The organism is Nostoc sp. CALU 1950, assembly GCF_051172895.1.
GTDB lineage: Bacteria > Cyanobacteriota > Cyanobacteriia > Cyanobacteriales > Nostocaceae > Nostoc > Nostoc edaphicum_A.
Genome location: NZ_JBDNJQ010000194.1, coordinates 1 through 14285 on the forward strand (window position 1 = coordinate 1; position 14285 = coordinate 14285).

Genomic DNA, 14285 nt, shown 5'->3' on the forward strand with positions numbered 1-14285 from the left:
GGGCGCACAAACGTGCGCCCCTATCCATAAGGTAGAGCAACTATAAGAACAAACAATCATTGACTAATTACTCATGAATTATCCCCAATTTCAAATCTAAAATAGGTAGTCAATTCTCCTCACGTTGGGAACTTGGTGTGTAAAATTAATGTCTTCAAAAACACTTAGAAGCGAACGTAATTACAATGCCAACACAAGCGCTCAATAGAGGGATAAGATTATCGTTCATGATAGTTACGCTCTTCATCATATCGACGGTTACCCCTGTTACTGATGCTGATGCTCAGGAAGCGCCAACGATATTTGGAGATGTCACCATTGGCCCTCAGTTTTCGCCAGACCCCTTGACAGTTCGCGGGATGAGTGGTGGTTCAATATCTGGGAGTCAAGTAGCTGGGAGAAGTGAAACAGCCACCGGCCCTTGTACCGGATTTATTGATGAAACACCAGACCACACATTAGCGCTAACAAGTAAATTTGACTACCTGAAGTTGCAAATGCAAAGTCCTGAAGACACTACCTTGATTATCAAGGGGCCTGGTGGTACTTGGTGCAATGACGATTTTGATGGCAAAAATGCCGGCATTGTTGGTGAATGGCTGCCTGGAAGTTACCAAATTTGGGTTGGTTCTTACGAAAAAGGCAAATATCTTCCTTACACTTTACAAATTACAGAAGCTAAGTAGGGGATTGGGGATTGGGGATTGGGTACTGGGGATTAGGGATTAGGTATTGACAATTAGATTAAAAATTAGGGTTCAACTAATTTTTACCAGTCCCCAGTCCCCAGTTCCCCAGAATGATGATTGAGAAGGGCTTAAACAACACGAGGAGCATTCTGGAGAAATTCTCCGTATCTTTGCATCCCGTTGCGCTCCTTTTTCTCGTGCGATATTGTATTAAAATTAAGTTAACTTTGATTAAGATTCTTGTTGGCATCGCCATAATGCTCTAATCGCTTTATGGCAGTGCATATAAGAGATCAAATTAAACAAAATGGATTTATAGACATCCGTTTAACAGCTTAAAGTGACAGAGTGATGAACATTCCGTTGCTAAGGCTGATGAGTTGTATAGGCATCTAGAGGCAAATTAAGATGAAATTCTCTTGGAAAGTCGCAGTACTCTGGACATTGCCAGCTTTGGTAATTGGCTTTTTCTTCTGGCAAGGGGCGTTTGCAGGCGCTCCTACTGACATGAGTAAGAATGCAGCCAATACCCGCATGACCTATGGTCGCTTTCTAGAATACCTGGACGGCGATCGCGTCAGCAGCGTGGATCTTTACGAAGGCGGTAGGACAGCAATTATAGAAGCCCGCGATCCAGACATCGAAAATCGTGTCCAAAGGTGGCGTGTAGATTTGCCTATTAACGCTCCTGAGTTAATTAGCAAGCTCAAAGAAAAAGACATTAGTTTTGATGCTCACCCGATGCGGAATGATGGCGCAATTTGGGGATTGTTGGGCAATCTCATCTTTCCAGTTTTATTGATTACCGGATTGTTCTTTTTGTTCCGGCGTTCTAGCAACCTTCCCGGCGGGCCAGGTCAAGCGATGAACTTCGGCAAATCCAAAGCGCGTTTCCAAATGGAAGCAAAAACCGGAGTCAAATTTGACGACGTAGCTGGGATTGAAGAAGCTAAGGAAGAATTACAAGAAGTTGTCACCTTCCTGAAGCAGCCAGAAAGATTTACCGCTGTGGGCGCACGGATTCCCAAGGGAGTGCTGTTAGTTGGGCCTCCTGGAACTGGTAAAACTTTACTAGCAAAAGCGATCGCTGGTGAAGCAGGTGTACCTTTCTTCAGTATTTCCGGTTCGGAATTTGTGGAAATGTTCGTTGGTGTGGGTGCATCCCGCGTCCGCGATTTGTTCAAGAAAGCTAAAGATAACGCCCCCTGTATCATCTTCATCGATGAAATCGACGCCGTGGGTAGACAACGGGGTGCTGGTATCGGTGGCGGTAATGACGAGAGAGAGCAAACCCTCAACCAATTGCTCACCGAAATGGACGGGTTTGAAGGTAACACAGGCATCATTATTATTGCTGCCACCAACCGTCCCGACGTACTAGACTCAGCCTTGTTGCGTCCCGGTCGTTTCGACCGACAAGTAACAGTCGATGCACCCGATATCAAAGGGCGTTTGGAAATCTTGCAAGTCCATGCGCGGAACAAGAAACTAGACACTAGTGTATCTTTAGATGCGATCGCTCGCCGTACTCCTGGATTCACTGGTGCTGACTTAGCCAACTTACTCAACGAAGCAGCAATTCTGACCGCCAGAAGACGCAAGGAAGCTATCACTCTCCGTGAAATTGATGATGCGGTGGATCGGGTAGTCGCTGGGATGGAAGGTACTCCTTTGGTGGATAGCAAGAGCAAGCGCTTAATTGCCTACCACGAAATTGGACACGCTTTAGTTGGGACTTTGTTAAAAGACCATGACCCAGTACAGAAAGTTACCCTGATTCCACGTGGACAAGCACAGGGTTTAACCTGGTTTACACCCAACGAAGAACAGGGGTTAATTTCTCGTTCTCAGTTGAAAGCCAGAATTACTGGTGCTTTGGGTGGTCGCGCCGCTGAAGAGGTAATTTTTGGGGCTGCGGAAGTCACAACTGGTGCCGGTGGAGACTTGCAGCAGTTATCGGGAATGGCCCGGCAAATGGTAACTCGGTTCGGGATGTCCGACTTAGGCCCACTGTCGTTAGAAAGCCAGCAGGGAGAAGTATTCTTGGGTCGTGATTGGACAACCCGATCTGAGTATTCTGAATCCATTGCTTCCCGTATTGATGCTCAAGTCAGAGAAATTGTTGAGCAGTGCTACGACAATGCTAAGAAGATCATCCGTGACCATCGGACTGTCACTGATCGCTTAGTTGATCTGCTTATCGAGAAAGAAACCATTGATGGCGAAGAATTCCGCCAGATTGTGGCTGAGTATGCTGAAGTCCCAGATAAGCAACAGTACGTACCGCAACTATAATATTTGACTCTTTTCCGGCTACTATCTGGGAATGAGTAAAGTAACAAAAAATAAAATGGGGATGGCGTATACCATCCCCATTTTTTTGCGCGTTTTCAGTGTTAGGAAGCTTTTAATTTTAAAATTCTCAAAATTTATGAACCCATAAACTCTACAACAAACCTTGTTTTTTCAACTTAGCTAGTGCATCTTCAGCAGCAGCTTTTTCTGCATCTTTTTTATTGCGTCCCTTACCTTCTCCGTAAATTTTTTCATCTACCAATACTTTGGCGATGAATTCTGGCGCATGAGAAGGGCCTCCTATTTGTTCTGTGAAGTATTTGGGAGGATTTGGAGTAACGTTGCGTTGCACCCATTCTTGAAAGCGGTTTTTTGAGTCTACATTAGAACGAGATACAATTATATGCTTAGGATCTACAGAATCAAATAGTGGTTCTATAATTGCGCGAACTGTTTCAATATTGGATTCATTATCTAAATAGTAAGCACCAAGAACTGCTTCAAAGGTACTACTGAGCAAATTAGGATTTTGGTAGCCTCCATCTCTAATTGCACCTTTTCCTAGCCGCATCCTAAAGTCTAAACCTACCTCCTCAGCGAACTTTGCTAATTGCTTTTCATCTACCAGCGCCGAACGCCGCCGTGTTAATTCATCTTCTCCCATTTCTGGGTGACAACTATAGAGATATTCGCCACTTAAGAAATTCAGCAAAGCATCACCGAGAAATTCTAGGCGTTCATTGTGTTCGCCTTCTCCAGGGTTTTCATGGACGTAAGAACGGTGGGTAAGCGCACGGCGTAGAAGTTTTTCATTATGGAATATTAGAAGATTGTGCATTTTTATTTTGTTGCAGAAATTCACTGTTGGGATAGTTTACAAGTGTTATTTTGTTCAGACACGAAAAAACCGCAAATTGCGGTGTGTTGGGAAAACCCAATTGTTTCGTCAACTGGGTTTTCCAAAGCTATTTTAGGCAGCTAGTTTATCTAATTCAGTTAAAAATAACTGCTGATTTTGCTTTTTGACTTTGCCATCCTTTATTGCAACATCAATAAACTGGCTAAAACTCTTAAATTTCTTTCCATCATCTGTAGAAATAGATAAGTATCCTTGATAGTTAGCACAACATTGACGCATCAATCTATCAATGTGACCAAATACGGTAGGCTTACCTTGGCTTAAGGCAATTTTGATAGCTTCAATTAAATACTCTATAGCCTCTTTGTAATTAATCTGAGGCAAAATATCTGTGTTTTGAGGTTGAGTCTTATTGCTATTGGCAACTAGCTGAGGTAATTCATCTACAAAATGGAAGTTATCATTACCAACCAGTTTAATCAACTTTGGACTCTCACTACCTCGTTGAGCAAAGACGATGACTTTTTTACCCATAGCTTTAAGAATAGAAATTAATACAGCAAAATCCTTGTCTCCTGAAAATAGGATAATATTCTTTAGAGAATAATTAAAAGCAACTGCCTCATAACAGTCATCTTTAAGTCGTTTATCTGCACTATTTTTTGAGGTGTCAGGAACATTAACACATCTAAAACCAAGCTCTTTTAGTTTATTTGAGGAAGCTACTTGGTCTTGACGCTGTGAATTGTAATAAATATTTTTGCAAGATACAGTCCCGTTAGATTCTGCAAATTGCAGCACTAAACTAGCGAATTTTATGATTGAGGGAACGTTCTGAATATCGCAAAAAATGCCAGTATAATATTTTTTCTGGCTTACTTGTTTTTTGGAGGGTAGATGATAGCTTGTCATTTGAGTATGTCCAGAGTTGGTTTAAAGAAACCGGACAGCTTCAACAAAGTACACGTCTAGTAGCAGCCTAGCTTTATGAAAGAGTTTTATACTAAAAAAGTATTTCCCTTTTCATTGCTAGGCTCTTTATTTACAAATTTAATTGATTTCTAGTCTAAGAAGGTAAAATCCCTGGCTTACTGCTAAGTATCGGGTTATTCATTCCGCCGAACATTCACGCAAATATATATATATATTGTTTTCCTTGCTGATAGTCTAATCAATGAATTGACCTGACATCAGGCTGAATGTTCAGCCGAAGGAATAACGCGATACTTAGCGGTAAGCTAGGGATTCTACGTTCTTAGACAACAATCAATAATTTGCACTTGTCCAATTTTGTTTTAGAGTGCATTTGTTTTGCTGCCGTTGTTATATATCTAACATGAGCTTAATCTGTGTGTCAAGAAGTTTAAAATCAATATAAGCCATAAAAACTTACTCCTTTGTCTTATGACTGAATCCTATAACAAAGTTTAAAAATTCCGCTTTGGCGGAAACACCTTAACTAAATCAAGAGATAAATCAGGGAAGCAGGAAAAAGTTATTATCTCATTTGACAAGAAAATTCGCTTATTTGAATAACCATATCTGCCTTGATTATCCTGATATGGTTCACTGTAAGCTTCCAAATAATTATCGAATAAATTGAATATCCAATAATCAGTAATACCTCCTTTAGAATAGAGAGGTATTTTAACATCTTGGTCATAAGCCAAAGAAGAATCTGAAACCTCCATTACTAAAAACACATCAGCCGCTTTAGGATGACCCGACAGATAATCATCAGCACGGTTTTGAACAATCGCAAAATCAGGCTCAGGTTCGCTATTAGGTGGCAAAGCAATCGGCGCTTGTGATTGCAAAGTAGCCTTGTCTCCCAGTATTTTAGGGAGTTCCTTCCACAGTTTTCTTAAACAAGTTTCATGGGCTGTAACTTTGGATGCCATTTCAATAATTTCCCCATTAATTAATTCAACGTGGTCATCTTCATGGAAAAAGCCCAATTCTCCAAGCCTGTGGTATTCATCTAGTGTGAAGCGTTTAGCCTGAGCAATACTCATAACCTTACCTTTCTCTCATTGCCATAATCCCTATTCTAAATGTGTCAGAAATTGGTATGCTAAAGGCCAAGACTCGCTATAAAAGCAAACAATGCCTGCGCCTACTATCAACCCCACGATCACTGCCTTTCCCTTGACAGCCGTAGTCGGTCAAGAAGCAATTAAATTAGCCTTGCTGTTAGCAGCCGTTGATCCTGGTTTGGGAGGAGTAGCGATCGCAGGTCGTCGCGGTACGGCAAAATCTGTAATGGCTCGTGCTATCCACGCTCTACTACCGCCCATTGAAGTTGTCAAAGGCTCAATCAGTAATTGTGACCCCAACCACCCAGAAGAATGGGACGATCAACTTTTGGCGGAGTACGCAGATAAAGACATTCAAGATGTTCCCGTCGAAATTATCCCCGCGCCTTTTTTGCAAATTCCTCTAGGTATTACAGAAGACAGACTCCTCGGTTCCGTGGATGTGGAAAAGTCGGTAAAACAAGGTGATACCATTTTTCAGCCTGGATTACTCGCTACAGCAAATCGGGGTGTACTGTACGTAGATGAAATTAATTTATTAGATGACCAGATATCAAATCAGCTTTTAACAGTATTATCTGAGGGACGCAACCAGATTGAACGGGAAGGGATTAGTTTTCAGCATCCGTGCAAATCCCTATTTATTGCCACCTACAACCCAGAAGAAGGCGGATTACGGGAGCATTTACTAGATAGAATTGCGATCGCACTCTCTGCTGACGGTGTACTCGGCTTAGATCAAAGAGTAGAAGCAGTTGAACAAGCGATCGCTTATTCTAAATCTCCCCAAGATTTCCTCAAACAGTACAACGAAGATTTAGACTCCCTCAAAACCCAAATCATCTTGGCGCGGGAATGGTTGAAAGAAGTCATTATCACCCATGAACAAATTGCCTATTTAGTGGATGAGTCCATTCGCGGCGGAGTTCAGGGACATCGCGCCGAGTTATTTGCCGCGCGCGTTGCCAAAGCTGCTGCGGCTTTGGAGGGACGAACAACAGTTAATGCTGAAGATTTGCGCCGTGCTGTAGAACTGGTAATTGTACCACGCGCCACAGTTGTGCAGACACCGCCACCCGATCAAGCACCACCACCGCCTCCACCGCCGCCACAACAGAATCAAGAAGAACCCCAGGACGAATCTGAAGAGGAACAAGAAGAACAAGAAGAACAGGAAGAAAATCAAGAGCAAGAACCACCCGATATCCCAGAAGAATTTATATTTGATCCAGAAGGGGTAATCCTTGATGACAACGTGCTATATTTTACTCAAATGGCAAAGCGGCAAGGTAAATCTGGTAGTCGCAGTGTCATCTTTTCCGATGATAGGGGGCGCTATATTAAGCCAATGTTGCCCAAGGGGAAAGCGCGACGCATTGCAGTAGATGCCACCTTGAGGGCTGCGGCTCCATATCAAAAAGCACGAAGAGAAAGACAACCAGATAGAAAAGTTATTGTCGAACAGCCTGATATTCGCTCGAAACGCCTGGTACGCAAAGCAGGGGCGTTGGTAGTATTTGTGGTAGATGCTTCTGGTTCAATGGCCCTGAATCGAATGCAATCGGCTAAAGGTGCAGTGATGCAACTGCTGACAGAAGCTTATCAAAACCGTGACCAAATAGCATTAATTCCTTTCCGGGGAGAACAGGCAGAGGTATTATTACCTCCAACACGTTCTATTGCTTTAGCACGTAACCGTTTAGAAAGGTTGCCCTGTGGTGGTGGTTCGCCCTTAGCGCATGGTTTAACTCAAGCTGTGCGCGTCGGCTTAAATGCCCAGATGAGTGGAGATATTGGGCAAGTTGTCCTTGTAGCAATCACCGATGGACGGGGTAATATTCCCTTAGCGCGTTCTTTAGGTGAACAGCTTGAACCAGGAGAAAAGCCAGATATCAAAGGAGAATTATTAGAAATTGCTGCTAGAATTCGTGCTTTGGGGATGCAACTATTAGTAATTGATACGGAAAGTAAATTTGTGTCTACTGGCTTTGCTAAAGAATTATCGCAAACAGCAGGCGGTAAATATTATCATTTGCCAAAAGCGACAGATCAAGCAATTGCTGCTATGACCAAAGGTGCGATCGCTGATTTAAAATCTCGATAATTAGTCATTTGTCATTTGTCAGTTGCTTTTCTACTAACCACTGACTATTGACTAATGACATCAAGATCCAGTGGGCATTACCTGTGGTTGCAAATAGCAAATCAAATCTTGAATTCCCTTTTGCAGATAGCGAGTTACAGTCATTGGACTAGTGCCAATGTTTTTAGCAGCATCCTTGCGAGAAAGTTCCTTCAAAAATACCATTTCAACTGCCATGCGGGGCTTTTCTTCCAACATATTGATTGCGCCTTGGAGTTGTTGGCGTTCTTCTTCTTGTTGCAGAAGCACATGAGAACGAGGACAAGGAAGTGCTTCACCCAAGGTTATTTGGCAATCAACATAGTTAACTGCGGTTGCATCTAAACTCAAAGGCATCCGGTTTTGAGCCGCTAATTTGGTTTCTTGCCATTCTTGCACAGATACCCGAAGTTGGCTGGCAATTTCAGCATCCTTGGGCTGGCGACCTAAAGACATTGCCAAGTCCTTGCGAATCTTTTGCCCTTCATTGTACAATTCTTGCCAACGACGGGGAATTTTTAATAGGGTACTGCGATCGCGCAAAAAGTGCAGCATCTCACCGCGAATGTATGGCACTGCAAAGGAACTAAAAGCATATCCTTGGCTAGGGTCGAAACGCTCAATTGCCCTAATCAAACCAAAATAACCGATTTGTTCTAAATCTTCATAAGGTTCATTACATTGATGGCTGAATTTATGAGCCATCTTTCGTACTAAGCCAGTATGTAACTGTACAAGTTTATTACGAAGTTTAATAGAAGGATTCTGGTGGTACAAGTGTAATAATTCTATACCATCAGTTCGTAAAGAGGACTCACTTGCTGCCATATACATTACCTTTGTTGTAACTCCTATTCCTGAGAAAATGGAGCTGCGTATATTTTCTTCTAAGCTGTTATTATTTTGCTGAGTCAGGGAAGAATAAGCCATCGTCGTTTCACTGAACTTGTTAGGGGTCGAACTCCACAATTCAGTATTTGTACGCATGATTTTGCGAACCTCTCTGTTACAGGTTATTTTTACTTTTTATATAACTCTTGAATGGTAAATAATCTTTAGCTTTTGCAACAAAAACTAGCTATTTATGCTGAAAAATGCATAGCTGACTTAATACCCATCTGTCATACTGAGTGCAATTGGATCGGCACTGAATTAATTGCAAAATAGATTGGGCAATTTTATTTCTTACTACTTACCGTCATTAGTAAAGGTCGAAAATCCAAATTGGCAGTTGGCTTGAAGAACAAAATCCAAGCTACAACAAACATAATTCCGACTCATTTTTATGGGAATTTGTACTTAGTTGGGTATTAAGGGACATTTCCATTAACAAAAAATAATTCAGGAGTCAGGAGCCAGAAATAAGAAATTGAATTCTATGTGACTGGCGAATAACGAATCAGTGTACTCCTAGCCAGCTTGCAAGAGCGTCTCGTAGAGAGCATCTGAATAAACGGTGAACACTACACTCTATCTATGATTGAGTGGTCAACAAGAGAGTGGCAGGTCTGTAGCAAGATCCCCCAGGGTATTCCCGATAAGAGTGACTCTGACTTCTTCTTCAAATATTGGTAACAATAGTAATGAGCAGAACGTTTTCCTAAACAACAGTTTTTCAATATGAGCAATACCAGTAATTTTCGTGAAGCTATGCGTGAGGCTAAATCTCACGCCCTCGTCGGCCCAAATGTGATTGCCAATGCCCTCCCCTACGTTGGTGGTGGATTGGTGCTAACGGCATTAGGAACCTACGGCGGTTTGGGAGTTATCCGTACTAATCCCGAAATATTTTTTCCCACCTTCATTGGTGCGGTGATTTTGGAATTAATTTTGTTCTTTGTTGCCCAAAATGTTGCCCAAAAAGGTAATAAGGGACTTGCACTACCCCTATTGGCAACCTACAGCCTCTTGTCTGGATATACTCTCAGTGGCTTGGTATTTGTCGCCTTGAGATCCCAAGGTGTTGGCATTCAAGGCATTGGATTGGCTGCTCTTGGTTGTGGCGTTACCTTTATTCTCGCCCGTCAAATTGGTTCAAATCTCTCTGAACAAGACGGCATGGCTTTGACGAAAACCATCAATCTTGGTGTCATTGCTTTGGTGGTTGTGTGTCTAGCCCAATTCGGATTTGCCATGTTTGGTGTTTACACGCCCAATTGGTTAGAAATCGCCATCTCCGGTTTGGGGGTGTTTCTATTTGTTGGGGTTTCTGTTGTCGATTTCTATATCTTGCCCCGCACTTACAGCGATGACCAATATCTGCCTGCTGCTTTATCGATGTATTTAACTTACATCAACTTGTTCGTCTTTATCTTGCGGTTGCTAATTGCCATAAATGGCCGCGATTAATCGTCTGTAGACACTAATAAAAGTAAAATTTTGTAAAGTAAAAACCGTGGTTAAATTTTCAGCAACCACGGTTTTTTCATCGTTTTAATTGTCGAATATGTTGGTTATTAGAAGGATGGAGCATACAACTTATCGCCAACAATCTCGCGAATTGTCTCTACTAGTTGGATGTATGCAAAGTTAGATAAAACTGGTTTTGCTGCTTGCAACTGAATTGGTTCATCTAAATCAATCCATGACTTACAGCCAGCGTATTTGGCGTAATACGAAATTTCTTGCTCTTGGGGTAGTTTATACGTCCGCAGGAGAAGAATATAAAGCGGTTGACGTGGTTTCCATTTGAGGCGATCGCTAATAAAATGCTCGTTCCAAATATGGAAGGGAAGCAAGGTATTAACAATAGACTCGTCACTAACTGGCAAAATATCCGTAATTTCAGCCCAACTTCCGATGCGAACTGTCTCTGGATGCCATCCCGATGTTACTGGATAAACACCACTGGCATACTCAGCTTTCAGCATGAAAGCTTGTTGATGTTCATAAGTAGGGTAAAGCAAAACTTGCTTGTGGGCAACTTGGAAGTGTCCATTTCGTTCATGGATACCGCCTTTGCGGAGCAACATAATTGTTTTACCATCTTCCAAGGCATTTACGGCCACTGCCCATTCTTTGAGGGCATGAAAAGTTGTAGTCAATTCCATCAGCATCTACATGTAATTCTGATTTAATTTCAAGCTAAAACCGATAAAGTATGAACTGTCCAAGGGAATGAATTAGGAAGCAGTTATGGGAAAGTGATGTCTACGATGGGCTTCTCTACGAGAGGCTACGCCAACGCCTACGCTAGGTACTTCTGATGTGCAAATTACACCCATCTTGATGGGAACTTAGCAAGCTGGTAAAAGAATGTGGGTGGAAATTGAGGATGCAGACTCGATTAAAACCATCAGAGCCGCTTATGAAGCTGGTATCACGATAATTGATACCGCTGAAGCTTATGGTGGAGGACATTCTGAGCAAATTATCGCTGAAGCTTTATCTGATGTACGCCTAGACACGTAGCGGCTTGTCGCCAGACATCGCGTGCAGTATGTCACGAAAGTTTTCGCCAACCATCTAAAGTATGAACAAGTGATTGAAGCTTGCATTGACGCGTAGCGGCTTGTCGTTAAACATCGCTCCCTAACCAACCTGAAAACTGATTACATCGACTTTTACCAAATACATTGGCCCTCCGGTGCTTTCAATAGTGAAATAGTACCTATCGAAGAAACTATAAGTGCTCTTAACCTCCTCAAAGAGCAAGGTAAAATCCGAGCCATTGGTGTTTCCAATTTTTCCCACGCCCAGTTAGTAGAAGCAGCAAGTTATGGACGTATTGATAGTTTACAACCACCTTATTCTTTATTCTGGAGACAGGTAGAACAAGATGCATTGCCCTATTGTATCGAGAACAATATTTCTATCCTTGCTTATTCGCCTTTAGCACAGAGATTATTGACAGGCAAATTTGCTCTCGGTCATAAATTTGACCCAACAGATAACCGTGCTAAAAATAAACTATTTCAAGGCGAAAATTTTGAACGTGCCCAACAAGCACTAGGAAAACTGCATCCTATAGCCCTTCTTCATAATTGTACTCTTGCTCAGTTATCTTTGGCGTGGTTAATTGCCCAACTCCAAACAAATGCGTAGACGCGGAGCGGCTTATCGTTAGACATCGCCGGAGCGCGTTTTCCCGAACAAGTACGAGACAACACATCAGCCGCCCAATTGGCAGAAATTGACGCTATTGGACGTATTCTTACTGACAATCTGGATGATAATCAAATTATGTGGAATTGGTGACAATGCAGTTGCGTTAGCTATGCTTATATATCCAAGATACCTTGAACTTTCGTAAAGAGAAGGTTAGGGATCAAATTTATAGCTCTAGATTGCAAAACCTAACAAAAGGTCAACTTTAGTAAAGCAAGGGTTGCAACTCACAAGCTAAGTGCTAATTTAAATAGTAGGACACCAAATAAAATAAAACCAAACAAAAGGGTCAATGACTTAGTGTCCCCGTGTCATCAACCCAAACAGATTTCAGCATATCAAATGTTAGAAAAGTGGCAAAAAGCCTAATGTAGAAGGCAAAGCCAAATCCTAAAGCGGAAAAACGCAAGAATGCTGAGTTTGTTAGTTTTTCAGTCCACCTTAGTTATGAACTTTCAATTACTTAATTAGTTTAACAATTTGAAAACTGTGAACTCAATAAAACCTGGTCAACCTCGACCAGGTTTTTGGTATTTTGTTATGATATAATTTTCTCAGTACAGTAGGCAGTGCCAGAATTAACACTTGAGGAGCTAGTTATGAGACTAGAATAATATTAACAAAAGACAGTTAATATGCTCAAGAAACCTACAACCTTTTGGTTAGAGTACTTCAATTATTTTTGTAAAAAAACAAGCCCACTTGTGTATGTTTGTTTTGTAAAATATAAACTCGAATTAAGACACTGGCTAATTTTCCAGCAGGGAATAAAATAAGACAGCAACGTATCCTGCGAGGAGAATTTGATGAGAGGTTATAGCTTTTTAAATAAAATCACCACAACGATTATTATTGCGACCCTTTCTTTTTCTTGTAAGTCTTCTGTTAGCAGAAATGCAGAACAGGCAAAGGCAACTGAGAAATCGAAGCCACAACCAAATCTTGTTTATGGCGATTTAATCATTAAAGAACAATCAGATTATCTAATGATTCCTGTTACTCTTGCAGAACAGAATGAAGAAAAAGGAATTGATTTAAAACTTTCACGTTCTTATGAAAGGAATAACCAATTGTATAACATCATCTTTTATCAGAAACAAGATGGTGAAGCTCATCTTTTATTAAATAAGAAAGCCATTATTACCTCCTTTGATTTATTGGAGGTAAAAGCAGCAAACAAGCCAACTACAAGATTTTGGTTGTATAGAATTGTTGACCAAGACACCAATACGGATAAAAAACTCAGCAGCGAAGATGCTACTATAGGCTATCTTTCTGATTTATCAGGTAAGAACCTCCAGCAAGTTACCCCAAATAATACTCGAATAATCAGTTGGGTGGTTGTTCCAAGTCAAAATGCAATTTTCCTAAAAATTATCAAAGACTCTGATAATAATAAAAAATTTACAGCCGAAGACAAAACAAACTTTGTTAGAGTCAACCTCGATAAACCCAGTATGGGAACTGAGATTATTAGTGAACAAATAGAGCAAGAAATTAAATCCTACGTTTTTAAATAATTAAATAAGTGTTTTAAACTTTACAGGGCAAAGTTTAGCTGATAGTGCAGTATCAGCTAAAATCGTTTTGGTCTTTAGATATATCCTTTCTGCAATGCGGTGGGTTTGTTCATATCTAGATGGCCATCAAAAAAAGTTTCCAAGACCTAATGATCCCTAACATAGAGAATTATTCGGAAAATACGTGTAATATTAACAACATAGAACTTACTAAGCCAAACACAAGGTAAGGTCTGAGGAAAACTATGTAAGTAGCTTTTGGCGATCGCAAAACTTTCGTTTTGAGCCGTGGGGAAATGACTACGAGCCGCCAATTCAAATCAGCGAACAGCTTTCATTGTCTGAAAGTGATGTTAATCCTACAGTAGAAACTGAGAATTGGGAATGTTTTGAGTCTCCCCAGGCGCGATCGCTATCTCTTCCACCAGTTTCTTGACGCTGGTTGGAGTTTTTACCCAATCTTCTGGGGTATTTGTTCTATCTACATGATTGACGCGCTTCTCTTCCATGCATCAGATTTTCGGATAATTTTCTTCTACCCTCCCCCTGAACGCTTACAAAAATTATCCAGACAAATTGAGGATCTGGAAATTGAGATTAAGTAACGCGATGTGCGACTTATTGTTTCGTTACACAAGTCCGGTGTATGAACGATTG

General features: G+C 41.3%; 11 protein-coding genes and 1 pseudogene. 6 read left to right on the forward strand and 6 right to left on the reverse strand.

Annotation, left to right across the window (positions count from 1 at the left end; all coding sequences use genetic code 11):
- The first annotated feature begins 185 nt into the window (after positions 1-185).
- Both ABF638_RS32760 and ftsH2 read left to right on the forward strand, forming a co-directional pair.
- Entirely contained in the window at positions 186-686 is a 501-nt protein-coding gene (locus tag ABF638_RS32760) for a hypothetical protein (RefSeq protein ID WP_435026997.1), read from the forward strand.
- Between the two features lie 411 nt (positions 687-1097).
- On the forward strand, positions 1098-2984 hold the full coding sequence (gene ftsH2, locus ABF638_RS32765; protein WP_435026998.1) for an ATP-dependent zinc metalloprotease FtsH2: 1887 nt from the start codon (positions 1098-1100) through the stop codon (positions 2982-2984).
- A 151-nt stretch (positions 2985-3135) separates the two neighbouring features.
- Here the strand turns inward: ftsH2 and rnc are convergent, their stop codons facing one another.
- The 3 genes from rnc to ABF638_RS32780 form a co-directional block, all read right to left on the reverse strand.
- Positions 3136-3822: a ribonuclease III gene (gene rnc, locus ABF638_RS32770; protein ID WP_435026999.1), complete on the reverse strand. Its 687-nt coding sequence runs from the start codon at positions 3820-3822 to the stop codon at positions 3136-3138.
- A gap of 132 nt (positions 3823-3954) precedes the next feature.
- Positions 3955-4755, reverse strand: a complete 801-nt coding sequence (locus ABF638_RS32775; protein WP_435027000.1) for an NYN domain-containing protein — start codon at positions 4753-4755, stop codon at positions 3955-3957.
- Between the two features lie 515 nt (positions 4756-5270).
- Positions 5271-5858: a Uma2 family endonuclease gene (locus ABF638_RS32780; protein ID WP_435027001.1), complete on the reverse strand. Its 588-nt coding sequence runs from the start codon at positions 5856-5858 to the stop codon at positions 5271-5273.
- Between the two features lie 91 nt (positions 5859-5949).
- Here ABF638_RS32780 and bchD point away from each other — a divergent pair, with 91 nt between their 5' ends.
- The gene (gene bchD, locus ABF638_RS32785) at positions 5950-7983 is read left to right on the forward strand and encodes a magnesium chelatase ATPase subunit D (RefSeq protein WP_435027002.1); all 2034 of its coding nucleotides are present in this window, start codon (positions 5950-5952) and stop codon (positions 7981-7983) included.
- A gap of 60 nt (positions 7984-8043) precedes the next feature.
- Here bchD and ABF638_RS32790 read toward each other — a convergent pair whose 3' ends face one another.
- The gene (locus tag ABF638_RS32790; RefSeq protein ID WP_181932046.1) at positions 8044-8829 is read right to left on the reverse strand and encodes an RNA polymerase sigma factor SigF; all 786 of its coding nucleotides are present in this window, start codon (positions 8827-8829) and stop codon (positions 8044-8046) included.
- Between the two features lie 792 nt (positions 8830-9621).
- Between ABF638_RS32790 and ABF638_RS32795 the strand changes: the two genes are divergently transcribed.
- Positions 9622-10350, forward strand: coding sequence for a Bax inhibitor-1/YccA family protein (locus tag ABF638_RS32795; RefSeq protein WP_435027003.1), 729 nt, complete (start codon positions 9622-9624; stop codon positions 10348-10350).
- A 107-nt stretch (positions 10351-10457) separates the two neighbouring features.
- On the opposite strand, the gene ABF638_RS32800 is transcribed toward ABF638_RS32795, so the two are convergent.
- Positions 10458-11057: a DUF1802 family protein gene (locus ABF638_RS32800; RefSeq protein ID WP_435027004.1), complete on the reverse strand. Its 600-nt coding sequence runs from the start codon at positions 11055-11057 to the stop codon at positions 10458-10460.
- A 172-nt stretch (positions 11058-11229) separates the two neighbouring features.
- Between ABF638_RS32800 and ABF638_RS32805 the strand changes: the two are divergent.
- Together ABF638_RS32805 and ABF638_RS32810 are read left to right on the forward strand one after the other, a co-directional pair.
- Positions 11230-12198 (forward strand): annotated as a pseudogene (locus ABF638_RS32805) (aldo/keto reductase).
- A gap of 716 nt (positions 12199-12914) precedes the next feature.
- Positions 12915-13628, forward strand: coding sequence for a hypothetical protein (locus ABF638_RS32810; protein WP_435027005.1), 714 nt, complete (start codon positions 12915-12917; stop codon positions 13626-13628).
- Positions 13629-13987: 359 nt separating this feature from the next.
- Here the strand turns inward: ABF638_RS32810 and ABF638_RS32815 are convergent, their stop codons facing one another.
- On the reverse strand, positions 13988-14137 hold the full coding sequence (locus ABF638_RS32815; RefSeq protein ID WP_435027006.1) for a hypothetical protein: 150 nt from the start codon (positions 14135-14137) through the stop codon (positions 13988-13990).
- Positions 14138-14285 lie beyond the last annotated feature (148 nt).